Origin of the sequence: Leifsonia sp. NPDC014704 (assembly GCF_043083605.1) — a bacterium.
In the GTDB taxonomy this organism is placed as follows: domain Bacteria; phylum Actinomycetota; class Actinomycetes; order Actinomycetales; family Microbacteriaceae; genus Leifsonia.
Genome location: NZ_JBIBYW010000002.1, coordinates 1313612 through 1335564, shown reverse-complemented (window position 1 = coordinate 1335564; position 21953 = coordinate 1313612). Strand labels below are relative to the sequence as shown.

Below are 21953 nucleotides of genomic sequence, written 5' to 3'. Positions count from 1 at the left end.
GAGTCCGCGCCCACCGTAGGGACGGCGTGAAACGGGACTGTTTCTCGTGTGTGAACGTACAGAAAACTCGTTCAGGGGTAGACCGCTCATTTGAGCACCGCACGGGGGAACGCGCCGATACGCCATGATGAGAGGCATGCGGATCGACGAGATCGCCCACTTCCGGGCGCTGGCCGCGGAGGGCCATCCGGCTCTCGCCGCCGAGACCCTCGGGGTGTCCCAGTCGACCCTCACACGCTCGCTCGCACGGCTCGAGCAGGAGATGGGCGTGGAGCTGTTCGACCGCCGCCGCGGCCATCTGGAGCTCAACCAGTACGGCGAGATCCTGCTCGCGCACGCGGTGCGAGCCGAATCGGAGCTCGAGAACGCGCGAGCGCGCATCGAGGCGCTCCGCGATCCGTCGGGCGGCACCGTTTCGGTCGCTTACGTCTCGTCATTCGGCGGCTGGCTCATCCCGAAGGTCATCAGCGAGTACCGAGGGCTGTTCCCCGACATCCGCTTCGTGCTGAGCGGCGGCACCGCCGACACGGTGCTGGATGCGCTGCGCGACGGCGCCGCCGATGTCGCGTTCCTCAGCCCCGACCCGCGCGACCCGGAGATCGAATGGGAACCGTTGACCGCCGAACGGCTGGTTCTCGGCGTGCCGGAGGGGCATCCCCTCGCCGGGGCGACGGCCGTCAACGTTCCGGACCTCGAGCCCTACGACCTGGTGGCCCTGCGCACCGGCTCCGGTCTCCGCCACATCGCGGACGCCTACTTCGCCGCGCACGGTGTCGTGATGAACCCCGTCATCGAGGTCACAGAACTCTCGACCCTGCGCGGACTGGTGCGCGACGGCGTCGGTGCCGCCCTCATCCCGGACACCCCGGCCGAGCCGGGGATCGTGGCGGTGCCGCTGCGGGACGAGGCGACGCGCATCATCGGCCTGGCCCGCAACCGCACCCGATCGCAGTCGGCGGCCGCGGCGCAGTTCGCGCGCTTCGTCCGCGAGGAGCTCGACTCGCTCGGGTGAGTCCCTTCGGCCTGGGCTCAGCGAGCTGTGGGGTCCTGGCGCCGGGCGAAGAATTCCTCACGCTCATCGAGGTGCCGGGCACTCATCCGGTGGAAGTCCTCCTCCAGTTCGGAGACGACCTGCAGGCCAGCGCGAAAACTCTCGTCAGTGTCTTGGACCACGCCGTGGAATCGGGACCGGAAGTCTGGGTGGTCGGTGACGCCCTGGCGCTCCGCGACGGCGTAGAACGCTTCCAGCAACGTCGTGATCTGCGAGCGATAGAAGCCGAGGTGCTCGTCCGCCTCGTCGATCCGGCGTCGCGCGGCGAACGCCGTTCTGTCCTGGTCGGCTTCGAGGTCAGAGAGCGAGCCATAACCCGTCATGTGATGCTCTCGATTCCCCGCGCATAGTCTTTCTGCCCAGCGATCTCGGCGATGCCATCCTTCACCTTCTGAGCGACGGCTCCCGAGAGGACGTCACCGTCGACGCCCTCGGCCAGCGCCGAGGAGATGTGCCTGGCAGCCTCAGCTACAGCCGCGAGTTGTTCGGCTCTGATCCTCGCGTAGCGCCGGGCGACGTCGGGCGGGAACACGGAATCGAGGAGGTCGACCCGAGCGCGGCGGATCTCAGCGTCCAGCGCGCTGCGCGTGGCATCCGGCCCCGCGTTCTGGGAGAGGATGTCGGCGATCGGATTACGATCGCCGGGGCGATGGTCAGTCACGCTGCCGTCCTTCCTGAGGTAGTAGCGACATCGGCTATGGGGATGTGAACGCCGCCGCAGCGTGGACGTCCTGCGCCAGCGTGTTGACGATCGCATTGTGGATACCGTCCTCCAGCGCCGTGACCATCCTGATCTGACGATTCACGAGCGAATCCACGGCTCCGATCGCGTCTCGGTCGAGATTGTCGTGGACAGCCAGCCGATTGACGGCCACGCTGTTCTCGATGTCCGTGATGCTCATCGTCGGATGAAGCGATACGTAGAGGTTCTTGGCGTCGCGCAGGGCATCCTCCATTTCGGACTCGACGCTGCCGTTGGCGTTCTTGATCGCCTTCAGATGCTCCGTGAGCCCGCCGATCTTCTTCGCAAGCGCCAGCGCCGGCTCCATCGCCACGAGCACCTTGGGATACGGGGAGTCCTTCTGCATCTTCCACACGGCCTGGGCCGCAGCGGTCTGATCCAGGTTGTAGAGGATCACGCCGAAGTCGACCGCCGTGCATCCCGCGCCGATGATCTCGCCCGTGCGTCCGAAGCGAAAGGCCTGCGGCTCACCTTTGTCGTCCTTCCCGATGTTGTGATAACCGAGAAGGAAGCCGTCGGGTTCGTCGTAGACGAAGATGCCGGCACCGGTCAGGTTCCCGAGCGCGTTCCCGACCGTATCGAAACGGTTGACGTAGTTCTTCAACGGGTTCGTTCCCGCTGCGTTCTGCGACGTCAGCCAGTCCTTCGTCTTCGGCGTCAAGACCCGCCACGGATCCGGGCCGTTGAACGACGTCGCGGGCCAGCGATTCTCGGCTGCGACCAGCAGGGCGAGAAAGCCGCCCAGGGAATGTCCGACGGTCGCGAACGTCGCCTCCGGATGGTCCGTCTGCACGAGCTCTTTCACCTTTGCGGCGAACGCATTCGCATCCTCCGCCTGAGCGGTCTGAGTCGCCAGCATCACACCGGCGTCCGCGGCGATGTCATGCGGATCGTCGAAGTTCGTCCCCGCGAAAGCGATGGAGACCTGCGAATAGTCCTCGACACCATTCACGATCGGGACGACGGCCATGCCCTGGAACCCGTCGTTCACATTGGCGGAGACGACGATGACCTTCCACTGTTGTTTGGACGAGTCACTGTCGGTATAAAAGGTCTGTCCAGCGCGGCCCGGCGGTCGCTGCACCAGTGGGTCGACCTTGTACACCCAGTTCGCTATGGACTCGTAATCCTCGGGCGTGGTCATTTCATAACCTCGGACGTGCCGTCGCTATATCGCACTGTCACCGATTCGGTAGCAGGCGAAGCGTCCGGATCGGGTAGTGGATCGCCTCCGACAACGCTGACCCCGAAGATCTCTTGGTACGTCTTGCCCGCGATGGTGACGACCGCATTGGTCGACCACTCGCCCGAACCGTCAATGCCGCCTTCCCTCGTATATTCGATGACCTCCACGGCCGGCCAGTTCACCTTGAACTTCTTCGCCAGCATCCGCTGGTACCCGACGTTTTCGGCCGGTGTCGTCTTCTGCTTCAGGGCGTCTCCGATCAATGAACATGAGGTGAGCCCGGCGAGCAGTGCGGCAAGAATCACGACGACCACCGCGACGGTGGCCCCACTCATGCGACGAACTACTCCGTTCCCAACGTGAGCGATGGGTTCCGCATCTTCGGCCCTCGTCATCGGATCACCTCCGATGTCCCATCGCTGTAGTGCACGGTCAGCGGGCCGCCCACGAACCCCGGGGAAGGAACCGGTATGTCGTCACCGATCCCGGAGTATGGGCCGATGATTCGGTCGTAGTCCTTACCGTCGATGGTCACGATCGCGTTGGCTGCCCAGGTGCCGGAACCGTCGATACTGCCTTCCTGCGTGAAGGTGATCTCGTCCATATTCGGCCACCGGCTGTGTTGGTTCTGCGCTGTGATGCGCTGATACTCCCGGTTCTCCGCCGGTGTCGTCTTCTGCTTCAGGGCGTCTCCGATCAACGAACACCCGCTGAGGGCGGCGATGAGTGCGGCGATGACGGCCACACGGGCCACAACCTCACGCCCACGCTTCATGGAAACCATCCTCATATGCAAGCATTCCGCGTACCAATGCCACGGCTTTCGGCGATGCTAGCTCATCCGCACTCTGCGGCGCCGATTGCGGCCATAGCGGTCGGCGCCGACGGACTCCCGTCACCAGCGGACACGCCGCGTCACACGAGACGCACAGCGCGCTCGCATGCGCTTGACTATGCCCGCTCCACCTCACACAACACGTGTCTTGGAAAGGACTCCTCGTGACGTCTCCGCAGTACCCGACCACCTCCGCCGCTCCGACCGGCGAGACCCCGCTCTGGGCGCCGCTCTACGGGGCGACGATCGGACAGGCCATCAAGCGCTTCTTCACGAAGTACGCGGACTTCACCGGACGCGCCAGCCGCAGCGAGTACTGGTGGTGGATCCTGTTCTCGGTCATCGTCGCCATCGTGCTCGAAGTGCTGGCCCTCGGCCTCGGCTTCGCGGGTGCGACCGTGAACGACGACGGCACCTCGACGCCCGGCCCGCTGTTCTGGATCCCCGGGCTGCTGATCGCGGTGTGGTCGCTCGGGACGATCGTCCCCCACCTGGCCCTCATCTGGCGTCGGCTGCACGACGCCGACCTGGCCGGTCCGTTCTTCTTCCTCGGTTTCGTCCCGATCGTCGGCGGCATCACCGTGCTCGTCCTGACGATCCTGCCCTCGAAGCCCGAGGGCGCGCGCTTCGACCGCCCCCGCGCCTAGCGGAGGCAGGGCCGGCTCAGCTGCAACGCTCGTCCAGCAGGAGTGCTCAGCAGGAGTCGGCCCACAGCCGGCGCGGCCGCTCGGGGTCGGTGTCGTCCAGCAGGACGGATGCCACCTCGCGCGGCGCGCCGAGCGGATCCTTCTGCCCGGTGGTCACGAACGACCAGTCCGGGCTCCGCTCCGGGTCGTGCTCGACCCACAGCGAGAAGTTCCAGAACCCGCGAAACTCCGGGTTCAGCAGACCGCGACCGTCGACGACCAGCACCCCGTCGCGCGCGCGGAACGGGGCCACGACGCCCTCGCGGAACTCATCCGCCCCGGCCGACGGGTCGGCGCCGGCGCGCTCGACCTCCTGGCCCGCGTCGCGCAGCGCGGCCGCGAAGGCGTCGGCCACGCGGCCCTCATCGGCGGCCGGCACCCCGGTCACCGCGACGAACCGCGGCCCCCGGGCGTAGTGCTGCAGGAACTCGGCGGCCACGCCCGCGTAGAACTCCCCAGCCTCGGTCGCCGCCTTCTCCGTGTCGGTCATCGTCCGCTCCTTCTGACGCATCCACTTCACCGAACGCTACGCGGGGAGCGGCCATTCCGGGAGCGCCAGGAGCGCCCGGGACGGCGGTCAGTCGTCGCGGTCGATCGTGCCGATGCGCGAGCCGGACGAGTCGTAGACCGTCATCACGTTGCCGTCGACCTTCCCACTCGCGGCCGTCGACATCCACGTATCCACTCCGTTGCAGACCTTCTGCGTCATGGCGACGGTGCCGAGATCGATCGTGTTGCCCGAGATCGTGCCGGTCCCCTTCATGGTGTTGCAGCCGTCGGAGCCCGAGTACGAGCCGTTCGCGTTGATGATGAGATTCGGTTCCCCGGGGTCGGTGCTCCCCCACTTCCCCGGGACGCCGCCTCCTTGCGGGGTGCACGCCGTGAGGGCGAGACCGAGGGCGAGGATGGCCGTGAGCGCGGCCGAGCGTGTCCTGTTCATGGCCCCGGAGGATACGCGCAGAGCCGACAGGCCGAATAGACAGTGGAGCGGTCCGCGTGGGCATGGAGGACTTCCGCACGTCGCGGGGTCGCACCCTCCTCCGTTTCCCGCTCTGGGCGGCGCGCCACGACACGTGCGCCTCCTTTTCCTTCACGCCGCCCGCGAGACGGAATCGGAGGAGAAACGCCCGGGGAGAGGCGTCGGACGCGGGAAACGGAGGCGATTCGCAGAAGCAGCACTGCGGAAGCCTCCCTTCGCTTCCGCGGTCGAACAGCGACCGCACGGCGAGCGCACCTGGGGGTTCGCTGCAACCCCTCCACGCGGTGCGCCGGGCGATCTATCCTCGTCGCAACGACAGCGGCGGAGGGAGCTGCTCATGGACGAGGCACCCGAGGACAGACTGCGACCACCGGACGCCGTACCGGAACTACAGGAGGAGCAGGCCGTGGAGATGGTGGCCGTCTCGGCCGAGCGTGAAGCGGAGCTCGAGCAGCGGGCCCGCGACTTCATCCGGGAACTGGCTGCCGCGGAGCCCGGATCGGAGGCGTTCACGCGCAAGATCATCGGGTTCTCGCACCTGGGCGAGGCCGAGATGCGCGCATCCAGCGACGCCTCCCGCCAGCTGCTCAGCCGCCCGGCCAGTTCGCTCGCCGCAGCCCGCGGCAAGGCGGTGCGCACCGACCCGCAGTACGGGGTGATCCGGACGCTGCAGGACCTCCGCGCGACCGTCAGCGACTTCGACCCCCAGCACCTGACCGGCCGCAACCGGATGCTCTCCCGGGTGCCGGGCGGGCGGAGGCTGCGCCAGTACGTCCAGCGGTTCGAGTCGGCGCAGAAGCAGCTCGACGGCATCGTCGCCGCGCTCGATCACGGGCAGGAGTGGCTCGCCCGCGACAACGCCGAGATCGAGAAGGAGCGCGCATCGCTCTGGAAGACGACCGAGCGCCTCAACGAGTACGTGGTGCTGACCGCGGCCCTCGACAAGGCGACGGTGGATGCGGCGGCCGACCTGCGCATGACCGACCCGGCGCGCGCGACGCTGCTGGAGAAGGAGGCGCTGTTCCCCATCCGCCAGCGCCGGCAGGATCTCACGACCCAGATCGCGGTCTCGGTGCAGGCGTATCTGGCACTCGACGTCATCAAGAAGAACAACGTCGAGCTGATCAAGGGCGTCGAACGCGCGAAGACGACGACGGTCTCGGCCCTCCGCACGGCCGTCGTCGTCGCTCAGGCGCTGGAGAACCAGAAGCTGGTCATCGACCAGCTCGGCGCCCTGCACGACAGCACCAACGCGCTCATCGGCCGGACGGGCGAGGTGCTCCGCACTCAGACCGAGCAGGTGCAGAAGGAGCAGACCTCGTCGGCGGTCGACGTGGAGGTGCTGCAGCGCGCCTTCGACAACGTGTTCGCGACGATGGACAGCATCGACACCTACCGCACCGAGGCCGTGGCGCGCATGGCGACGACGGTCGACGCGCTCGACCAGCAGGTCGCCCGCTCGCGCGAGTACCTGAAGCGATCCCGGCCGATGGAGCAGCCGCGCTAGCCCGGATCGACCGGTCACGCTTCCCCGCCCGCGCGCTACCGTTGACGCCATGAGCCACCGCATCTTCGCCATGCCGTTCGCCGACATCTACCCGCTCTATGTGACCAAGGTGGAGCGCAAGGGCCACACCAAGGACGAGGTGGATGAGGTCACCCGCTGGCTCACCGGCTACGACGACGCGGGCATCCAGGCGGCCATCGCCGATCGGGTCGACCTGGAGACGTTCCTCACGACCGCTCCGCACTGGAACCCGAACGCCTCGCTCATCACCGGCGTCATCTGCGGCGTCCGCGTCGAGGAGATCGACGACCCGGTGATGCAGAAGGTGCGGTATCTCGACAAGCTCGTCGACGAGGTGGCGCGCGGCAAGAAGATGTCGTCGATCCTGCGCGGCGAGGCGGCGGCATCCCGCAGCTGAGCAGCCCGGCGCGCATGGCCATCGGAACGCCGCGGTACTAGCCTCATCGCAGGCGGTCCCATCCGGGGCCGGTGCGAGGGTGGGAGGACATCATGGACGACCTTCACGGCTCAGCGTCCGAGCGGCTGCGGCAGCTCGACGACATCGTCTCCGGCGGCGAGCCGTCGAACGAGTGGCTGACCCGGCACCTGCGCCAGACGCTGAGCGAGCTGGCCGAGGCCGAGCCGGTCGTCGACGCCGAGCAGGATCGGCGCGAGGACTACTGAGCGAGGTCAGGCGCGAGCCACACCGGCGATCTGCGGATTGAACGGCAGGAACGGCGTGTGGAGACGGTAGTGCTCCACCTCGACCTCCGCGAAACCGGCTGATCGGAGCGAGCGCTCGAGATCGCGCTCGCACGAGCATCCCTCGAACGTCCACGCCCACGGCCGGCGGAACAGCCGCTGCGAAGCGCGGGTCGGCGTCCCGCGCGAGGCGACGACATGCTCCACGAACCGGAACGACCCACCGGGGCGCAGGATGCGGCGGATCTCCGCGAGCACCGCATCGGGATCCTGCACGGAGCAGAGCACGAGCGACGAGATGACGGTGTCGACGCTGCCGTCGGGCAGGCCGGTCTGCTCGGCGGTCCGCTCCCGCAGGTCGAGCGCGACTCCCGAACGGAGGGCCGCCGTGCGGAGACCGTCGTGCATGTACCGGTTCGGCTCGATGGCGATCAGCACCGCCCCGGCGGGCAGGTAGGGGAGGTTCGCGCCGACTCCCGGCCCGATCTCCGCGACGTCACCGGCCACCCCGGCGAACACGCGTCGCTTGCGCGGACGCAGCGACCGCTCCAGGTACGGTCCCATCAGCCGGAAGAAGGCGGCGTTGAAGCGTCCGCGTCCGGGGTGATGGGCGAACCCCGTCGATTGTCGGTCACCTGTCGTGGTCGTCCTGCTCATGCCTGCTCCTCGGTCGTGGATGCCGTCGGGACGACTCTGCCGCGCATCCACTCGCCGATCAGGCGGGGAACTACCCCACTTCGCCGGTCACGGTCGCGGTGACTCCGGCGCTTGATCACCCCGCGCGGTCCACCACGCCGCGACCTGCGCGCGCGACCGGAGGCCGAGCCGCAGCCGGATGCGTTCGACATGCCCCTCCGCCGACCGCTCCTCGATTCCGAGCCGCTCGCCGATCTCGCGGTTGGTCCTCCCCTCGCTGACCAGGGCCGCGACCTCCCGCTGCCGCGGCGTCAATGTCCCCGCGGGGGTCCGGATCGCGCGCAGGCCGAGGAACCGCCGGATCGTCGCGGCGAGCGCCGCTGCATCGCCGGCCCAGGGAAGGTGCGACCTCCCGGGGAGGACGACGAACTCGGCGCCCGGGATGCCGTCGGCCAACGCTTTCGCCTGGACGAGCGGAGCCGCGCGGTCCCGTTCCCGGTGGACGACGAGCGTAGGAGTGAGCACCTGCGGCAGCAGGCCGCGCACGTCGAGCGCGTAGCTCAGCGCGAGGAGCGACTGCGCCGTGGCAGCATCCGATGCGGCTCGCTGATACCGGCCGAACTCCGTCCGCGCTGCGGCGGATGCATCCGGGGCGAACAGGTCGGTGAGCACGTCCGAGCCGAGGCCCCAGTGCGATCCGACCAGGGCCAGCACGTGCTCGCGCGCGCTCGGCGGTGAGACGTCTGCACCACACGCCCAGCCCCCGTAGAGCACGAGCCGCCGGACGGTCTCGGGATGCGCGGCCGCCCAGGCGACGGCGACCAGCGCACCCAGCGAGACGCCGATGAGGTCGAACGGTTCCGGACCGAGCGGCGCGACCACCGCCGCGAGCTGCTCGAGCTCGTACGCGAGCGACGAAGGCTGCCGTGCCGGACCCGACATCCCGCATCCGGCCCGGTCGTAGCGAAGTAGCCGGCATCCATGCGCGAGATCCTCGTAGAACGCGCGCTCCTCGGCGAGCCGCCATCCCCGTTCGAGGTGGCTCAGCCACCCGGAGACGTACACGACGGGCCGGCCCGCGCCGACGGACGCGACGGCGATATCCGTGCCGTCGGCGGCGGTGACCCGGGTGAGGTGCTGCTGCACGGGATGCGCGCTATCGCGTCCGGCGAGACCGCAGCCTCAGAGCCGACACGGTGACCAGCACGGCTCCGAGCATCGTCGGGTAGGCACTCCACGCACCGTAGGCGACCGCGTTGAACGGACTCGCCCAGTCCGAGCGCGACCATCCCAGCCCGGTCAGTGCGAAGGCCACGAGCACGAGGACGACGATGCCCGCCGTCAGTCCGATCACCGGCCAGCGCCACCCGACGACGATCGAGAGGGCGGCGATCCCCGCCGTCAGGAGCAGCGACACCGGATGGATGACGAAGGCTCCCGGAAGGATCGGTGCGGTCACTGCCACGGCGAGAAGGTACGAGGCCAGCAGCCCCACCACGACGCCGAGCACCAGTGAGCCGACCACCCGAAGCAGGCGGGCCCGCGTCGGGCTCACCTGCTCTCGTGCGTCCGTTGCGATCATGACTCCCCCTCGATCCGCCCCGGCACCCCGGCGGCCAGCTCGGCGAAGACCTCCGCCGCGTCGTCGTGGCGCGACAGGCCGGCGCTCTGTCCCATCCACAGGCTGAGCAGTTCGGCGTCGCCGGTCTCGGCCGCCCGGCGGCGGAAGACGCCGGTGAGGATGTTCTGGAGCGGGAACGGGGCGATCGCGCCGCTCTGCTCGATGGTCCGCACCGCCCGGTTCGGCAGCCCGCGCGCCGGCCGGCCGCTCATCGCCCGGGTCAGCACGGTCTCGTGGGCGAGTGCGCTCCGGATGCGGTCACGGTGGACCGGCGGCGCCGCCGACTGCCGCGTGGCCAGGAACGCCGAACCGACCTGGACTCCTGACGCTCCGAGCGCGAATGCGGCCGCGACGCCGCGACGGTCGGCGATGCCGCCCGCGGCGATCACAGGGACGCCCACGGCGTCGACCACCTGCGGGATGAGGGCGAGACCGCCCACCAGGCTGTCGGCCGGGTCTGCCAGGAAGGAGGGCCGGTGCCCGGCCGCCTCGGAACCGGACGCGACCACCGCATCCACCCCGCCGGCCTCGAGTGCCTGCGCCTCGGGCACCGTCGTCGCCGTGCCGATGATACGGATACCGCGCCGATGCGCCTCCTCGACGACCTCGGCAGGCGGTACCCCGAACACGAAGCTCAGCGCTGCAGGCTGGGCGTCGAGCGCGGACGCGAGTTGCTCGTCGAAGTCGGGCAGCGGCGCGATCGGCCACTCCGGGACGGGCGCTCCGGCCTCATCGAACAACGGCCGTAGTGCGGCGATCGCGCGATCGACGTCATCGCGCCGGAAGCCTCCGTCGGCGTCCGGCTCGCCGGAGACCCGGAAGGGCAGCCACAGGTTGAGGGCGAACGGGCGCGTCGTCCGCTCACGCAGTTGTTCGCCGATCGCTCGGATACGCTCGCCGCTCAGACCGTAGAGGCCGAACGACCCCAGGCCGCCCGCCTCGCTCACCGCAGCCGTCAAGTCGACGGACGACAAGCCCCCGAACGGTCCCAGCACGACGGGGGTTTCGATGCCCAGCAGTTCACGCAGTCTCACCCGACTTGTCTACACCCACGGGTCCGCGCCGGGGGGCTACAGATCGCTCGGCGGTCCGAACGGCTGACTCAGCTCCTCCGTACGGTTGCGCAGGTACTCGACCGCCTCGTGATTGTCGGGCTCTGTCGCATCGGTGCTCGCCGACTCCACCATGAGAACGGTCGCGGAGTTGAGAAGGAACGATGCGTCGACGGCGTTCCCGTCCACACCGATCGCTCGCACCGTGACCACATCCGACCCGCCCCGCTCGGAGATCAACCGCGCGTACTGCATCAGCAGATCGGCGGCCTCATTCCCGATGAGGAGCGACTTCTCGGCGAAAGTGACGTGCTTCATGACGGCTACGGTAGGGCCGTCGTCGGTAGCATTCAGCCGCTTGACTCCGAAGGGCACCGTGGCTACCGTCGGTGGGGAGTTCACGCCCCGGACCCCGGCGATCTCCATAGACCCGGGGGTTCCCATGAAAACCATCTCCACCAACTCGACGACGTGCCTGACGGGCACCGCCATCGCCGACGCCGTCCAGCGGTACGCGCTCGCGCTGGCGCGCCACGGCCGTGTCAACATCGTCGACATTCCGGTGATCCTCCCCGGAGGGGAGCATGGCCGCTCGGCCTTCCTGGTCGGGTGGCTCATGGATGCCACGACGACGACCGTGCCGACGGACCGGCTTGAACTGCACGACGCCGCCGCCGTCGACGACCTCCGTCGTCGAGAGCAGGAGCTGTCGGTGCCTCGCGGTCTGCCGTTCTCGGCGAGCGACCTGCCGGAGAACTGGCCCGACCTCGATCTGGACTTCCCCCCGCAGAGGGAACACGCTTGACCCAACCGGGGACTCACGGGAGGGACGGCGTCATGGGCTCGCTGAGATACGACGGCATCGTGATCGAGTTCGATGACCGCCTCCTCGCGCACCTCCAGATCGTGATCGCCCAGAAGATCCGTCGGGGCGAGAGCTTCTTCATGGCCTGGCGAGACTCGAACGAGACAGGCGACGGCCACAGCTCCATCTGGATTCACCCCTCGCAGAACCTGTACTTCACGTTCAGCGGCGGCCGGTTCCCGAAGATCAACCCCGCCTGGGTGGATGCGCTCCTGGACTCCGCGAACAGCTCGAAGGGGCTGCTGATCATGACGGAGGAGAGCATCGCGGCAGAGACGGGGGCGGGCGTGACGCTGGCGACGGCTACTCCGCATCTGCAGGATCTGCACGGGCGGGGCTACTGACCGGTAGCGTGGGTGGAATGGACGGCGGCCGCGGATGAACAAGAGAACCACCGATGCGCCTCCGGGCGACGCACCGCAGGCGGAGTACTGGCGCCCCTTCATGGAGGCGCTCCCGGTCGAGGGGACGGCCGTCTCGACCATCGGCGACCTGCTCGGGACGGAGACGGTCTCGGCCAGCGACACCGTGGCCGCCCGTCTCGACGAGCTGCAGTTCGACCTCGGCGAGGGCCCCTGCTGGGACGCCCTGCGATTGCGCCGCCCCGTGCTCGAGCCCGATCTGCGCCGGCGGCCGCAACAGCAGTGGACCTCGTTCACGCCGGCCGCGATCGAGGCGGGGGTCGGCGCCCTGTTCGCCTTCCCGATGCTCGTCGGGCCGCTGCGGATCGGCGCGGTCGACATGTACACACGCGAACCCGTCGCCCTGGACGAAGCGCACACACAGGCGGCCACCAAGCTCGCCGAGGCCGCCGGACGGACCTTGCTGAAGCGCGCCCTCGACACGATGGGCCGCGAGGAACCGGCCGAGGATGCGAACCCGTTCTCCCGCCGCGTCGTGCATCAGGCCACCGGGATGGTGCTCGCACAACTGGATGTCAGCGCTGACGACGCCCGCATGGTCATCCAGGCGCACGCCTACGCGACGGATCGCTCGATGATGGAGGTCTCGCGGGACGTCCTCGACGGTCGCCTCGACTTCTCGGCGCTCGACGGAGGGGACGGTCGATCGCGATGACCCTCACTCGCGAACAAGGAATCCTGCGGGCGTTCGCCCAGCTGGCCGACACGCTCGTGGCCGACTACGACGTCGTCGACCTGCTGCAGAACCTGGTGGACCTCTCCAGCCGCTTCCTCGGCGCCACGGCCTCCGGCGTGATGCTGGCCGACGAGCACGGAGAACTGGACGTGATCGCCTCCACGAGCGAGGCCAGCCGCCTGGTCGAGGTGATGCAGTTGAGCGCCTACGCGGGTCCGTGCATCGAGAGCTTCGAGACCGGCGCGGTCGTCTCGGTCGCCGACATCGAGCAGGTGCCCGACCGCTGGCAGGCCTTCCGCGACCGAGCCCTGGAGCAGGGCTTCGCCGCCATCGACGCCATCCCGCTCCGCCTCCGCGCACAGACGATCGGCACGCTGAATCTGTTCCGGGATGCCACCGGCGACCTGCCGGAGGACGACCTGGTCGCCGCACAGGCGTTCGCGGACGTTGCTACCATCGGCATCCTGCACCAGCGGAGCTTGGCCGAGAGCGACGCGATCCGGCAGCAGCTGCAGTTCGCGTTGAACAGCAGGATCATCATCGAGCAGGCCAAGGGCGTCGTCGCCCAGACCCGCGGCGTGCCGATCGATCAGGCGTTCACGCTCATCCGCGACTACGCGCGGCGCAACCAGCGGGGCATCTCGCTGGTCGCGTCGGACATCGTCGAGCGTCGGCTCAGGCTCTGACCGAGCGGCGTCAGACCGACGCGAGGAACGACGAGACCGTGTCGAGGGATCCGGGAACCAGGCGGTAGTACGCCCATGTCCCCCTCTTCGACCGGCTGAGAAAGCCTGCGTCGACCAGGATCTTCAGGTGGTGGGAGACCGTGGGCTGCGAGAGTCCGAGCGGTTCCGTCAGGTCGCAGACGCAGGCCTCGCCGCCGTCGTGCGCCGCGACCATCGAGATCAACCGGAGTCGCGCCGGATCGGCGAGCGCCTTCATCGCTCGCGCGACCGAGTGCGCGTTCTCCTCGCTCATCACTTCCGTCGTGAGCGGTGCGCAGCAGGCCTGCAGGTCCCGCAGCGGGAGGAGCTCGGTGATCGCCATGCATCGATTCTCGTCGATACATTGACAAACGTCAATGTATGCGGCCAGGGTGGTTCATCGACAACCATCGATGAGGAAGGGAGGGCCACCATGGGATGCTGCGACACCAACGAGTGCCAGACGCTTCCGGACGGCTCCTGCGCGCCGGATTGTTGCTGACACGCAGGATTGCCGACAAGCAGGATGCTGCTGACACGCCGGGGCCGTCGTCGTCGCGGGTGCGACGGCGACGGCCCCGGGTCAGCGTTCGGGCGCGCTCACGCCACCCCCGCGAGCGCCTTCCCCTTGAGCGTCTCGAATTCGGCGGGAGTGATCGCGCCGCTGTCGAGCAGGCGCTTGGCCGACTCGATCTCGGCGGACGGCGAGTTGGTGCCCGCCACCGTACGGATGTGCTCCGTCGCGGCCGCCTGCGCCTCCATCGCCCCGGCCGCGCTGCGCTGCGCCATACGGCCGCCGCGTGCGATCAGGTAGATGAAGGCCGCGAGGAACGGCAGGATCACGAGGAACAGCACCCACAGTGCCTTCGCCCATCCGTTGAGCTCCGGGTCGCGGAAGACGTCGATGATCACGCGGATGAAGATCGAAATGCAGACGACGACCAGATAGAACCAGAACGTCCAGACGATGAAATCCCAGAAAGTCATAGCAACTCCTTCTCGTTGGGCGGAGCGGCCAGCACTTCGCGTGGCCTGAAGCTACGACGCCGGGATCATCCTCGGCTAGTAGGCAGAATCGCCGTCTTTCAGGCGGCTACCTCGCGCACGAACGTCAGTAGCTGGAACGTCCGGCCGTCCGGGAGTTCGACGACGCCTTCGCGCTCGGCCTCGCGGCGGAAGCCGAGCTTCCGGTAGAGCGCGTGCGCGCCGAGCATGTCCGGGCCGCTGTTCATCACGACGGCCCGCTGTCCGCGCTGCGCGGCCTGGTCGAGCGCGAACTCCGTGAGCGCGATCCCGATCCCCCGCCCGCGGGCTGCCGGATGCGTGGCGAGCAGCCGGAAGTACAGCTCGTCCGGCGCGATCCGGCCCTCCTGGTCGTGGCCGGGCCGCAGCAGCGCGATGGTGCCGAGCAGCTGTCCGGTCTCCGGATCCTCCGCGACGAAGAACTCGAAGTCGTCGAGCAGGGCTTCGGGATGCTTCAGCTCGTCGCGGTAGTGCGCCGGGAGGTCGGTGTAGTCGTTGGTGTACGCCGCGTGGGTCAGCTCGCCGATGGCCGCGTACTCGTCGGGCCGGGCCGGCCGGATGGGGATGCTCGTCACTCCCCCAGTATCTCCCGGAGCCGTTGCCCGAAGTCCCGGGTTCGCCCACGCCGAACAGGGAGGTCAGGACCGGTTGGCAGACTCCGACGCGACCGTCGCGATGCTCCGCAGCTCGGCGAGCACGCTCCGCACGGGCGTCCGGGCGAGCGCGTCGGGCCGGGCGAGGACATCCACGTGGCGGACGAGCGTGGCGCCCTCGACCGGCCGAAGCACCATCCCGTCGACCGCGAGCGATGCGGCGGTGAACCGCGGCATCACCGCGATCGCGGCGCCGGTCCGGACGACGGTCGCGGCGAGGAAGAACTCGTTGATCCGGTGGTCGATTCTCGGCGCCGTGCCGCTCAATGCGCCCAGGTGTTCCAGAACGCCGGCCAGCGGGAATCCCGGGTGCGTGGAGATCCAGCGTTCGCCCCGCAGCTGCTCCGGGCGGATGGCGGGGAGGGCGGCAAGAGGATGGGCGGCGCTCAGCGCGATGTCGAGCGGTTCGACGAAGAGCGGCGTGACCACGATCCGCTCCGAGGGCCACTCGGGCTCGTGCGCGAGGCGATGCGCGACCACCAGGTCGTAGTCGGCGGTGAGGCCTGCGAACTCGCTTCGCGCCACGTCGGCGTCGGCGAGCGAGACGTGCAGGCCGTCGCCCAGCCGAGCGAGCAACGGGCCGAAAAGGGTGAGTCCCGCACTGTGGAACGCGGAGACGCGGACGGGTTGCGGGTCGTGCTCCAGGTAGGACGCGACCGCGTCGCGCGCACCGGCGAGTGCCTCCTCCACCCGTGAGCCGGCGACGGCGAGCGCCTCTCCCGCTTCCGTCAGCACGAGTCGGCGCCCGCTCTTGACCGTCAGGGGCACCGGGATGCCGGCCTGCAGCGCGGCGAGCTGCTGCGAGACGGCCGACGCGCTGACGTGCATGGCGGCTGCGACCGCCGCCACACTGCCCCGATCACCGAGTTCACGGAGCAGGCGAAGCCGAGCTGGATCCATAAGCGCTTCCTAAAGTGAGAACCAAGACACTGGCCATTGTTCTTCCGGATCGATCACCCTGACACTAGCGGCATGTCCTTCCTCCGTGGCGAACGTGTCGTCGACCTCCTGCTACTCGGCGTCGCAGCGGTCTGGGGCGCGAGCTTCCTCGCGGCCAAAGACCTGGCGGCCGACACCGGCGTGCCGTCGGCCGTCGCCCTTCGCTTCCTCACGGCGGCCGCCGCGACCGGGATGGTCTGCCTGGTCCGGCGGGAGCGGTTGCCACGTGGCCGCGGCCTCGTCATCGCCGTGTGCCTGGGGCTCTCACAGGCGGCCATCATCGCTCTCGAGACGTGGGGCGTTCACCTGACGTCGGCCACCAACGCCGGCCTGCTGATCAGCCTCGCGCTCGTGATGACTCCTCTGCTCGAGGGCCTCGCCTCCCGTTCCTGGCTGCCCCGCTCCTACTTCGTCGCCGCGACCGCGGCCGTCGTCGGCGTGGCGCTGCTCGTCTCCGACGGCGGCCTGCGCGCCCCGACCCTCGGCGACGCCCTCGTGATCGCGGCGGCCGTCGTCCGCGCCGTTCATGTCACGGCGAGCGCCCACCTCACCCGCGGACGGCGTGACAGCTCTCTCGGGGTGGTTCTTGTGCAGATGCTCGTCTGCGCTGCACTCTTCTCCCTGCTGGCGGGACCGGACCTCCCGGCCCGTGCCGCGCACCTCGACGCAGGCGGATGGGCGGACGTCCTGTTCCTCGGCGTACTCTGCTCGCTGTTCGCGTTCGCGGTCCAGCTGTGGGCGGTCCGGCGAACGTCCGCGTCGCGCGCGAGCATCCTGATGGGTACCGAACCCGTATGGGCGCTGCTGGTCGGCGTCTTGATCGCGGGCGAGACGATCGGGCCGTTCGGGGTGAGCGGTGCCGGGCTCATCGTCGCTGCCAGCTACGCCGGCCAGGCCATCGAGCGCCGGCACCGCACATCAGATCTCAACGCGTCGCAGGCGCGCTATGACGTCAGACCGCGACCTTCCACTGCTGCGGCCAGAGGCCATTGCAGTCGTAGAGGGCGAGGTCCGTCCCTACGGCCAGGTTTCCCCCCGGAAGATCCAGGCATCGGCCCGATTCCGGGTTGAGGAGCGAGCCGTTGGGCTGCACCGACCATTTCTGGCCGCCGCTTCCGTTGCACTCCCACAGCTGGATCGGCGTGCCGTTCGCCGTCGCCGTGCTGGCGCCGCCCACATCCATGCATTTGCCGAGCGCCGTGATCGTCTGGTCCGGCGCGACCGTCCACTGCTGACCGGGGACGCCATTGCACGTCCACGTCTGGATGGCGCGGCCGTTGACCGAGGTGTTGGTGTCGACATCGACGCACAGGGCGTTGTTCGACGGTCCGGTGATCGGGCCCGTCGGATAGCCGGGAAGGGTGAAGACCTGTGTCCACAGACCGTTGCAGTCGTAGAGCTTGAGGTCCGTGCCGTCGGTCGTGACGCCGGCGGGATCATCCAGGCAACGGCCCGATTGGGGGTTCAGCAAGGCGCCGTTCGCCTGGGGTCGCCATTGCTGGGCACCCGAACCGGCGATGCACTCCCAGAGCTGGACCTTCGTCCCGTTCGCCGTGCCGTTGGCATCGACGTCGAGGCACTTGCCGAACGATCGGATCGTGCCGTTCGCGTTCACAGACCACACCTGGCCGGTCGCCGTTCCGCAGGTCCAGAGCTGCGCCGCGTTTCCGTTGGCCGCGGTGTTCGTGTCCACGTCGAGGCACTTGCCGCCCGGAGCACCGATCGTCCCGGTCGGTCCGGGCAGGCCGCCCGTGCCGTACCGCAGCTCGCACTGGTTGCCCTGACCGAGCCACGTCGCGGCGAAGTACACATAGCTGGTCCCGTCTTCGCGAGGGATGGCTGGCGTCGAGTAACCGGGGCAGGAGGGGACGCCCGAGGCGTAGCCTCCGGTCGGGTTGACGGTCACCGGGGTGGCGGCCTCGGTCCATGCTCCCGATCCGAGGGCGGTGTTCATGAACAGGACCGTCCCCGACTCGGCGAGGACCGTCTTGGTGCCGGTCGGCCCCGAGACGACGCGCTGGCCAGAGAGGAGGAGCGTCCCGTTCGGCCCTCCGCCCGGCGCCCATGAGATGTACGGGGTGTGCAGGAGCTGACGTCCGTCGGCGGTCGTGACGAGGGTGCCGGCCGAGCCTGCCGGACCCCAGTTCAGCCCGTCCGAGCTGAATTTGATGTAGACCTCGCATGCATGGTCCGCATTGGTCGCGTCGCGGCACAACTCGTACGACATCACGAAGCTGCCGTTCGGGAGTGCCGCGAAAGTCTGCATGCCGGGGCGGGCGAGGTTGTCGTTGGGGAAGACCACGTCCTGGGTCTGCGTGGAGCTCCAGGTGAGTCCGCCGTTGGTGGACGTGTAGTGGCCGATGAGCTGGTTGTTGGTCGCCGAGTTCGCGGGGCGTTCGTCGGAGATGAAACAGGCCAGCGTGTTGTTGGCCGTGACGAGGAACGCCGGCTCCCAGATGCCGTGGCCCCAGGAGTTCGGAAGGCCGCTCGTGGAGGTGCAGTCCGACAGGTACTGCCAGGTCTGGCCTTTGTCCGTGCTGCGGAACACCTCGATCTTCTGGGTGGTGTAATTGCCGACCTGCCACGCCGTGCCTGCGGCGAGGACGTCGCCCTGGTTGAGGCCCGGGATCGTCCGGGGGACCTCGTAGAGGGTCGGCGCCTCGATGTCCCAGCCGGAGGTGTGCGATGAGATCGTGGAGATCTGGCTCCAGCTGCCTCCGCCGTCGGTGCTGCGATAGATCGGCAACGTGCCCGGCGCGCCGTGGCCGCCCTTGGCGAACGTCGCCAGCATCGTCTGGTTCGCCGACCCGTCGAAGTCGAGCCTGGTGGCCCGTGGATAGCCGGCCGTGCCGTTGGGATAGGTGGTCAGGTTGGGCGAGTACAGCACCTGACCGGGAACCGCCGCCGAAGCCGCAGGCGGTCGGGCGAAGGCGTCGAACGAGGTCACAGCCAACAGGGCGGCTGCCACGACGATGAACCCCGCGAGGATGGACCGCTTTCCAGCGAGTCGGACCATGGGAACTCCAATCTGCGCGTCAGCCTCTTTGCCAACGTCGCAAATCAGAGTGTCATTGATTTGCCTACGTTGGCAATAGTGGGATCCCTTCGGTCGTCGACCGCCCCGGTGCTCTCTCGAGGGAGGAGCAGATGGGGCGCGACGATCTCCTCCGCGGGAAGACCTGGATCGTCGATCCTGGCGGCGATCCGCGCGATCGCGTGCTCGGCGATGAAGGGGGTGTCGAGGGAGACGGTGCTGAGCGACGGGCGCGCGTAACGCCCCTCCTCGATGTCGTCGATGCCGATGATGGCGATGTCCTCGGGCACCTGGAGCCCCGCATCGAACACCGCCCGGGCCGCACCCATAGCCAGCAGGTCCGAGTAGCAGAAGATCGCGTCCGGCCGAGGGGTCTCGGACAACAGGGACGATGCGGCCGAGTATCCGTCGGCCCTGCTGTAGTGATCCGCGGCGCGGATGAGAGACGGTTCTGGCTGGAGGCCCGCGCGGACGAGCGCCTTCGTATAGCCCTCCGTCCGCTGTTGCGGCGTCGCGTAGTGCTCTTTCGGCTGCGCGCCGATGGCGGCGATGCGCGTCCGGCCGATGGCGATCAGGTGCTCCGTCGCATCCGCGGCCGCCTGGACGTTGTCGATGGCGACGTGGTCGAAACGACCGTCGAACGTGTGCTCGCCGAGGAGCACCAGCGGCATGCTCCGCGACGCGTTGACCTCTCTCAGCTCCGGCTCGGTGGCGAGCGGCGCGAACAGCATCCCGTCGAAGAGCATGTTGCGGTCCGTGCCGCGGAGGAGGTCCTGTTCGCGCTCGTGGTCGTGGCCGGTCTGGTCGATCATCACCTGGTAGCCGACGTCGGCGGCGGCCCGGATCACATCTCGGGCGAGGGCGCTGAAGTAGGGCACATCGATCTCGGGCACGACGAGAGCCAGCAGGCCCGTCCGTCCCGTCCGGAGCGTGCGGGCGACCGGGTTGGGGCGGTAACCGAGTTCGTCGATGGCCTGCTGCACACGTGCGCGCATCTTCGCGCTCACGTGCTCGTACCCGCTGACCACGTTGGATACTGTGCGCACGGACACGCGCGCTCGCTCGGCGACATCGCGCAGCGTTGCCGGCATGGGCTCCCTCCCGCCTTCGGAGATTCCTCATCCTAGCGTTTGCAACCGTTGCAAACATCCTGTAGCGTTTTGCATACGTTGGCAAACGGGTCGCAGCCACCTCGATCCTCCCCGCCGACGACCCCGAAACCGCCCGAGTCCCCACTCGGGCGACCGCACAAAGGAGTGTCATGAAGCTCACAACCCCGAAAGGGCGGAAGGCCGCGACAACGCGCGTCATCGCCCTCGGCGCGGCCGGCCTGATCGCCGTCGGCCTGTCCGGATGCGGGCCCGATATAGGCTCGGGCGACTCCACCGCCTCCAGCACCGTGCTCGCCGCCCCGACGGATGAGTCCCCCAAGGGAGAGATCACCATCTGGGACCGTTCGGGCGACCTGTTCAAGGTCTTCGATGCCGCGATCGCCGACTTCAACAAGGTCTACCCGGACATCACGGTCCACCACGAAGCCGTCGACATCGACGCCAAATTGCAGAACACCCTCATCACAGGCACCGACGTGCCCGACGGCGTCTTCCTCGACGACGCCAAGGTCGGCGGATACGCGGACTACCTGTGGAACCTCAAAGACGTGCTCGCGCCGTACTCGAAGGACATCGCGAAGCAGAAGATCGACGTCAACACGGTCAAGGGCGGCATCTACGGTGTCCCGTTCGACCTCGACCCCGGCCTGCTCTTCTACAACGAGAAGGCGCTCACCGCCGCCGGGATCGACCCCTCGTCGATCACCACGTACGACGATCTGGTCGCGGCCGCCAAGACATACCAGGCCTACAAGCCCGGCTCGAAGCCCATCCACCTGGAGCAGAGCGCCTTCCTCGGCCAGCTCCAGCTCGAGATGTACGCGAGTCAGCTCGGGACGAGCCTCGCCGACGCCGACGGCAAACTCCGCCTCGACTCTCCCGAGTACAAGCAGATCCTCGGCTGGCTCGACCAGGTCCAGAAGCAGGGCCTCGGCACCAGAGCGGAGTACCTCAGCCCCAGCGACATCGGAGCGCTCGACTCCGGTGACGAGGTCTTCTATCCCTGGTCGATCTGGTTCGACTTCGCTCCCCAGCAGCAGTTGACCGCCACCAAGGGCGACTGGCGGGCGATGCCCCTGCCGGCCTGGAAGGACGGCGGCGCGCGGAGCGGCGCCATGGGAGGCTCGTCGTTCGTGCTCCCCAAGGAGGGAAAGAACTCCCAGCTCGCCTGGCTGTTCTACAAGTTCCTGATGTACGACAAGGCGGGATACACGGCGGTCTACGGCCCCAACGACGTCTACCCCGGCGGCCTCAACACCTCGATTCCCGCGTACGAGCCGGCGGCGAACCCGGACAAGCCGCTCTTCGCCCCCATCGAGGCCATGGGGAACCAGGACCTGTGGTCGACCGCTATCGAGGCGGGCAAGGAGATCCCCGGAGGCGCCCCACTGCCGACGTGGTGGGCCGGCGCTGTCGACTACCTGGGCAACAACATCCAGAAGATGCTCGACGGAACGCTCAGCCCGGATCAGGTCATCGAGCAGTCATCGAAAGACATCCAGACCAATCTGATCGACCGGCAGTAGCG

Annotated in this window: 29 protein-coding genes; 11 read left to right on the top strand and 18 right to left on the bottom strand. The window is 68.5% G+C overall.

Features of this window, described 5'->3' with window-relative positions:
* Positions 1-136 precede the first annotated feature (136 nt).
* Positions 137-1012: a LysR family transcriptional regulator gene (locus ACF1AJ_RS17965; protein ID WP_391508590.1), complete on the top strand. Its 876-nt coding sequence runs from the start codon at positions 137-139 to the stop codon at positions 1010-1012.
* A 17-nt stretch (positions 1013-1029) separates the two neighbouring features.
* Here ACF1AJ_RS17965 and ACF1AJ_RS17960 read toward each other — a convergent pair whose 3' ends face one another.
* Genes ACF1AJ_RS17960 through ACF1AJ_RS17940 form a run of 5 tightly spaced genes read right to left on the bottom strand, consistent with a single transcriptional unit; the run spans position 1030 to position 3763 of the window.
* Positions 1030-1374, bottom strand: a complete 345-nt coding sequence (locus ACF1AJ_RS17960) for a hypothetical protein (RefSeq protein WP_391508589.1) — start codon at positions 1372-1374, stop codon at positions 1030-1032.
* The gene (locus ACF1AJ_RS17955; RefSeq protein WP_018192042.1) at positions 1371-1712 is read right to left on the bottom strand and encodes a hypothetical protein; all 342 of its coding nucleotides are present in this window, start codon (positions 1710-1712) and stop codon (positions 1371-1373) included. The genes ACF1AJ_RS17960 and ACF1AJ_RS17955 overlap by 4 nt, the downstream gene beginning before the upstream one ends.
* Before the next feature lie 34 nt (positions 1713-1746).
* Positions 1747-2937: a DUF6792 domain-containing protein gene (locus ACF1AJ_RS17950; protein WP_391508588.1), complete on the bottom strand. Its 1191-nt coding sequence runs from the start codon at positions 2935-2937 to the stop codon at positions 1747-1749.
* On the bottom strand, positions 2934-3314 hold the full coding sequence (locus ACF1AJ_RS17945; RefSeq protein WP_391508587.1) for a hypothetical protein: 381 nt from the start codon (positions 3312-3314) through the stop codon (positions 2934-2936). The genes ACF1AJ_RS17950 and ACF1AJ_RS17945 overlap by 4 nt, the downstream gene beginning before the upstream one ends.
* Before the next feature lie 56 nt (positions 3315-3370).
* Positions 3371-3763 carry a hypothetical protein gene (locus tag ACF1AJ_RS17940; protein WP_391508586.1) on the bottom strand — a complete coding sequence of 131 codons (393 nt, stop codon included), beginning with the start codon at positions 3761-3763 and terminating at the stop codon, positions 3371-3373.
* A 215-nt stretch (positions 3764-3978) separates the two neighbouring features.
* On the opposite strand from ACF1AJ_RS17940, the gene ACF1AJ_RS17935 reads away from it, so the two are divergent.
* A complete protein-coding gene (locus tag ACF1AJ_RS17935; protein WP_020076882.1) occupies positions 3979-4461 on the top strand; it encodes a DUF805 domain-containing protein in 483 nt (160 codons plus the stop codon).
* A gap of 46 nt (positions 4462-4507) precedes the next feature.
* Here ACF1AJ_RS17935 and ACF1AJ_RS17930 read toward each other — a convergent pair whose 3' ends face one another.
* On the bottom strand, positions 4508-4990 hold the full coding sequence (locus tag ACF1AJ_RS17930) for a hypothetical protein (RefSeq protein ID WP_391508585.1): 483 nt from the start codon (positions 4988-4990) through the stop codon (positions 4508-4510).
* An 87-nt stretch (positions 4991-5077) separates the two neighbouring features.
* Positions 5078-5440: an META domain-containing protein gene (locus ACF1AJ_RS17925; RefSeq protein ID WP_391508584.1), complete on the bottom strand. Its 363-nt coding sequence runs from the start codon at positions 5438-5440 to the stop codon at positions 5078-5080.
* A 376-nt stretch (positions 5441-5816) separates the two neighbouring features.
* Here ACF1AJ_RS17925 and ACF1AJ_RS17920 point away from each other — a divergent pair, with 376 nt between their 5' ends.
* The 3 genes from ACF1AJ_RS17920 to ACF1AJ_RS17910 all read left to right on the top strand — a co-directional run bounded on the left by ACF1AJ_RS17920 (position 5817) and on the right by ACF1AJ_RS17910 (position 7670).
* Positions 5817-6986 (top strand): toxic anion resistance protein, encoded by a 1170-nt coding sequence (locus ACF1AJ_RS17920; RefSeq protein ID WP_391508582.1) that lies wholly within the window; start codon positions 5817-5819, stop codon positions 6984-6986.
* A gap of 49 nt (positions 6987-7035) precedes the next feature.
* On the top strand, positions 7036-7404 hold the full coding sequence (locus ACF1AJ_RS17915; RefSeq protein WP_391508581.1) for a DUF2200 domain-containing protein: 369 nt from the start codon (positions 7036-7038) through the stop codon (positions 7402-7404).
* 92 nt (positions 7405-7496) lie between these two features.
* Positions 7497-7670: a hypothetical protein gene (locus tag ACF1AJ_RS17910; RefSeq protein WP_020076878.1), complete on the top strand. Its 174-nt coding sequence runs from the start codon at positions 7497-7499 to the stop codon at positions 7668-7670.
* A gap of 6 nt (positions 7671-7676) precedes the next feature.
* On the opposite strand, the gene ACF1AJ_RS17905 is transcribed toward ACF1AJ_RS17910, so the two are convergent.
* The 5 genes from ACF1AJ_RS17905 to ACF1AJ_RS17885 form a co-directional block, all read right to left on the bottom strand.
* Positions 7677-8345, bottom strand: coding sequence for a class I SAM-dependent methyltransferase (locus ACF1AJ_RS17905; protein WP_391508580.1), 669 nt, complete (start codon positions 8343-8345; stop codon positions 7677-7679).
* Between the two features lie 87 nt (positions 8346-8432).
* Positions 8433-9470, bottom strand: a complete 1038-nt coding sequence (locus tag ACF1AJ_RS17900; RefSeq protein WP_391508579.1) for an alpha/beta fold hydrolase — start codon at positions 9468-9470, stop codon at positions 8433-8435.
* A gap of 10 nt (positions 9471-9480) precedes the next feature.
* A complete protein-coding gene (locus tag ACF1AJ_RS17895; RefSeq protein WP_391508578.1) occupies positions 9481-9906 on the bottom strand; it encodes a hypothetical protein in 426 nt (141 codons plus the stop codon).
* Positions 9903-10973 (bottom strand): NAD(P)H-dependent flavin oxidoreductase, encoded by a 1071-nt coding sequence (locus tag ACF1AJ_RS17890; protein ID WP_391508788.1) that lies wholly within the window; start codon positions 10971-10973, stop codon positions 9903-9905. The genes ACF1AJ_RS17895 and ACF1AJ_RS17890 overlap by 4 nt, the downstream gene beginning before the upstream one ends.
* Before the next feature lie 42 nt (positions 10974-11015).
* Entirely contained in the window at positions 11016-11315 is a 300-nt protein-coding gene (locus tag ACF1AJ_RS17885) for a hypothetical protein (protein WP_391508577.1), read from the bottom strand.
* 124 nt (positions 11316-11439) lie between these two features.
* Between ACF1AJ_RS17885 and ACF1AJ_RS17880 the strand changes: the two genes are divergently transcribed.
* The 4 genes from ACF1AJ_RS17880 to ACF1AJ_RS17865 are packed head-to-tail and all read left to right on the top strand — an operon-like array spanning position 11440 to position 13646.
* Positions 11440-11802 carry a hypothetical protein gene (locus ACF1AJ_RS17880; RefSeq protein WP_391508576.1) on the top strand — a complete coding sequence of 121 codons (363 nt, stop codon included), beginning with the start codon at positions 11440-11442 and terminating at the stop codon, positions 11800-11802.
* Between the two features lie 32 nt (positions 11803-11834).
* Positions 11835-12206, top strand: a complete 372-nt coding sequence (locus ACF1AJ_RS17875; RefSeq protein WP_391508575.1) for an ATP-dependent DNA ligase — start codon at positions 11835-11837, stop codon at positions 12204-12206.
* Positions 12207-12240: 34 nt separating this feature from the next.
* Complete coding sequence (locus ACF1AJ_RS17870; RefSeq protein WP_391508574.1) at positions 12241-12939, top strand: GAF and ANTAR domain-containing protein; 699 nt, start codon at positions 12241-12243, stop codon at positions 12937-12939.
* The gene (locus ACF1AJ_RS17865) at positions 12936-13646 is read left to right on the top strand and encodes an ANTAR domain-containing protein (RefSeq protein WP_391508573.1); all 711 of its coding nucleotides are present in this window, start codon (positions 12936-12938) and stop codon (positions 13644-13646) included. Before ACF1AJ_RS17870 ends, ACF1AJ_RS17865 begins: the two co-directional genes overlap by 4 nt.
* 10 nt (positions 13647-13656) lie before the next feature.
* Here ACF1AJ_RS17865 and ACF1AJ_RS17860 read toward each other — a convergent pair whose 3' ends face one another.
* The 4 genes from ACF1AJ_RS17860 to ACF1AJ_RS17845 all read right to left on the bottom strand — a co-directional run bounded on the left by ACF1AJ_RS17860 (position 13657) and on the right by ACF1AJ_RS17845 (position 16240).
* The gene (locus ACF1AJ_RS17860; RefSeq protein WP_020076872.1) at positions 13657-14007 is read right to left on the bottom strand and encodes a metalloregulator ArsR/SmtB family transcription factor; all 351 of its coding nucleotides are present in this window, start codon (positions 14005-14007) and stop codon (positions 13657-13659) included.
* Positions 14008-14264: 257 nt separating this feature from the next.
* Positions 14265-14651 carry an SHOCT domain-containing protein gene (locus ACF1AJ_RS17855; RefSeq protein WP_391508572.1) on the bottom strand — a complete coding sequence of 129 codons (387 nt, stop codon included), beginning with the start codon at positions 14649-14651 and terminating at the stop codon, positions 14265-14267.
* Positions 14652-14749: 98 nt separating this feature from the next.
* Positions 14750-15262, bottom strand: coding sequence for a GNAT family N-acetyltransferase (locus tag ACF1AJ_RS17850; protein ID WP_391508571.1), 513 nt, complete (start codon positions 15260-15262; stop codon positions 14750-14752).
* A gap of 63 nt (positions 15263-15325) precedes the next feature.
* Positions 15326-16240, bottom strand: a complete 915-nt coding sequence (locus ACF1AJ_RS17845; RefSeq protein ID WP_391508570.1) for a LysR family transcriptional regulator — start codon at positions 16238-16240, stop codon at positions 15326-15328.
* 72 nt (positions 16241-16312) lie between these two features.
* On the opposite strand from ACF1AJ_RS17845, the gene ACF1AJ_RS17840 reads away from it, so the two are divergent.
* A complete protein-coding gene (locus ACF1AJ_RS17840; protein WP_391508568.1) occupies positions 16313-17350 on the top strand; it encodes a DMT family transporter in 1038 nt (345 codons plus the stop codon).
* On the opposite strand, the gene ACF1AJ_RS17835 is transcribed toward ACF1AJ_RS17840, so the two are convergent.
* Positions 17232-19295: a ricin-type beta-trefoil lectin domain protein gene (locus tag ACF1AJ_RS17835; protein ID WP_391508567.1), complete on the bottom strand. Its 2064-nt coding sequence runs from the start codon at positions 19293-19295 to the stop codon at positions 17232-17234. The genes ACF1AJ_RS17840 and ACF1AJ_RS17835 overlap by 119 nt on opposite strands.
* 44 nt (positions 19296-19339) lie before the next feature.
* Positions 19340-20404 (bottom strand): LacI family DNA-binding transcriptional regulator, encoded by a 1065-nt coding sequence (locus tag ACF1AJ_RS17830; protein WP_391508566.1) that lies wholly within the window; start codon positions 20402-20404, stop codon positions 19340-19342.
* 170 nt (positions 20405-20574) lie between these two features.
* Between ACF1AJ_RS17830 and ACF1AJ_RS17825 the strand changes: the two genes are divergently transcribed.
* Complete coding sequence (locus ACF1AJ_RS17825) at positions 20575-21951, top strand: ABC transporter substrate-binding protein (protein WP_391508565.1); 1377 nt, start codon at positions 20575-20577, stop codon at positions 21949-21951.
* Positions 21952-21953: the final 2 nt, after the last annotated feature.

Coding starts and splice junctions, on each gene's coding strand:
- ACF1AJ_RS17965 (WP_391508590.1), top strand. CDS start 137: ATGCGGATCGACGAGATCGCCCACTTCCGGGCGCTGGCCGCGGAGGGC.
- ACF1AJ_RS17960 (WP_391508589.1), bottom strand. CDS start 1,374: ATGACGGGTTATGGCTCGCTCTCTGACCTCGAAGCCGACCAGGACAGA.
- ACF1AJ_RS17950 (WP_391508588.1), bottom strand. CDS start 2,937: ATGACCACGCCCGAGGATTACGAGTCCATAGCGAACTGGGTGTACAAG.
- ACF1AJ_RS17945 (WP_391508587.1), bottom strand. CDS start 3,314: ATGAGTGGGGCCACCGTCGCGGTGGTCGTCGTGATTCTTGCCGCACTG.
- ACF1AJ_RS17940 (WP_391508586.1), bottom strand. CDS start 3,763: ATGGTTTCCATGAAGCGTGGGCGTGAGGTTGTGGCCCGTGTGGCCGTC.
- ACF1AJ_RS17930 (WP_391508585.1), bottom strand. CDS start 4,990: ATGACCGACACGGAGAAGGCGGCGACCGAGGCTGGGGAGTTCTACGCG.
- ACF1AJ_RS17925 (WP_391508584.1), bottom strand. CDS start 5,440: ATGAACAGGACACGCTCGGCCGCGCTCACGGCCATCCTCGCCCTCGGT.
- ACF1AJ_RS17920 (WP_391508582.1), top strand. CDS start 5,817: ATGGACGAGGCACCCGAGGACAGACTGCGACCACCGGACGCCGTACCG.
- ACF1AJ_RS17915 (WP_391508581.1), top strand. CDS start 7,036: ATGAGCCACCGCATCTTCGCCATGCCGTTCGCCGACATCTACCCGCTC.
- ACF1AJ_RS17910 (WP_020076878.1), top strand. CDS start 7,497: ATGGACGACCTTCACGGCTCAGCGTCCGAGCGGCTGCGGCAGCTCGAC.
- ACF1AJ_RS17905 (WP_391508580.1), bottom strand. CDS start 8,345: ATGAGCAGGACGACCACGACAGGTGACCGACAATCGACGGGGTTCGCC.
- ACF1AJ_RS17895 (WP_391508578.1), bottom strand. CDS start 9,906: ATGATCGCAACGGACGCACGAGAGCAGGTGAGCCCGACGCGGGCCCGC.
- ACF1AJ_RS17885 (WP_391508577.1), bottom strand. CDS start 11,315: ATGAAGCACGTCACTTTCGCCGAGAAGTCGCTCCTCATCGGGAATGAG.
- ACF1AJ_RS17880 (WP_391508576.1), top strand. CDS start 11,440: ATGAAAACCATCTCCACCAACTCGACGACGTGCCTGACGGGCACCGCC.
- ACF1AJ_RS17875 (WP_391508575.1), top strand. CDS start 11,835: ATGGGCTCGCTGAGATACGACGGCATCGTGATCGAGTTCGATGACCGC.
- ACF1AJ_RS17870 (WP_391508574.1), top strand. CDS start 12,241: ATGAACAAGAGAACCACCGATGCGCCTCCGGGCGACGCACCGCAGGCG.
- ACF1AJ_RS17865 (WP_391508573.1), top strand. CDS start 12,936: ATGACCCTCACTCGCGAACAAGGAATCCTGCGGGCGTTCGCCCAGCTG.
- ACF1AJ_RS17860 (WP_020076872.1), bottom strand. CDS start 14,007: ATGGCGATCACCGAGCTCCTCCCGCTGCGGGACCTGCAGGCCTGCTGC.
- ACF1AJ_RS17855 (WP_391508572.1), bottom strand. CDS start 14,651: ATGACTTTCTGGGATTTCATCGTCTGGACGTTCTGGTTCTATCTGGTC.
- ACF1AJ_RS17845 (WP_391508570.1), bottom strand. CDS start 16,240: ATGGATCCAGCTCGGCTTCGCCTGCTCCGTGAACTCGGTGATCGGGGC.
- ACF1AJ_RS17840 (WP_391508568.1), top strand. CDS start 16,313: ATGTCCTTCCTCCGTGGCGAACGTGTCGTCGACCTCCTGCTACTCGGC.
- ACF1AJ_RS17835 (WP_391508567.1), bottom strand. CDS start 19,295: ATGGTCCGACTCGCTGGAAAGCGGTCCATCCTCGCGGGGTTCATCGTC.
- ACF1AJ_RS17830 (WP_391508566.1), bottom strand. CDS start 20,404: ATGCCGGCAACGCTGCGCGATGTCGCCGAGCGAGCGCGCGTGTCCGTG.
- ACF1AJ_RS17825 (WP_391508565.1), top strand. CDS start 20,575: ATGAAGCTCACAACCCCGAAAGGGCGGAAGGCCGCGACAACGCGCGTC.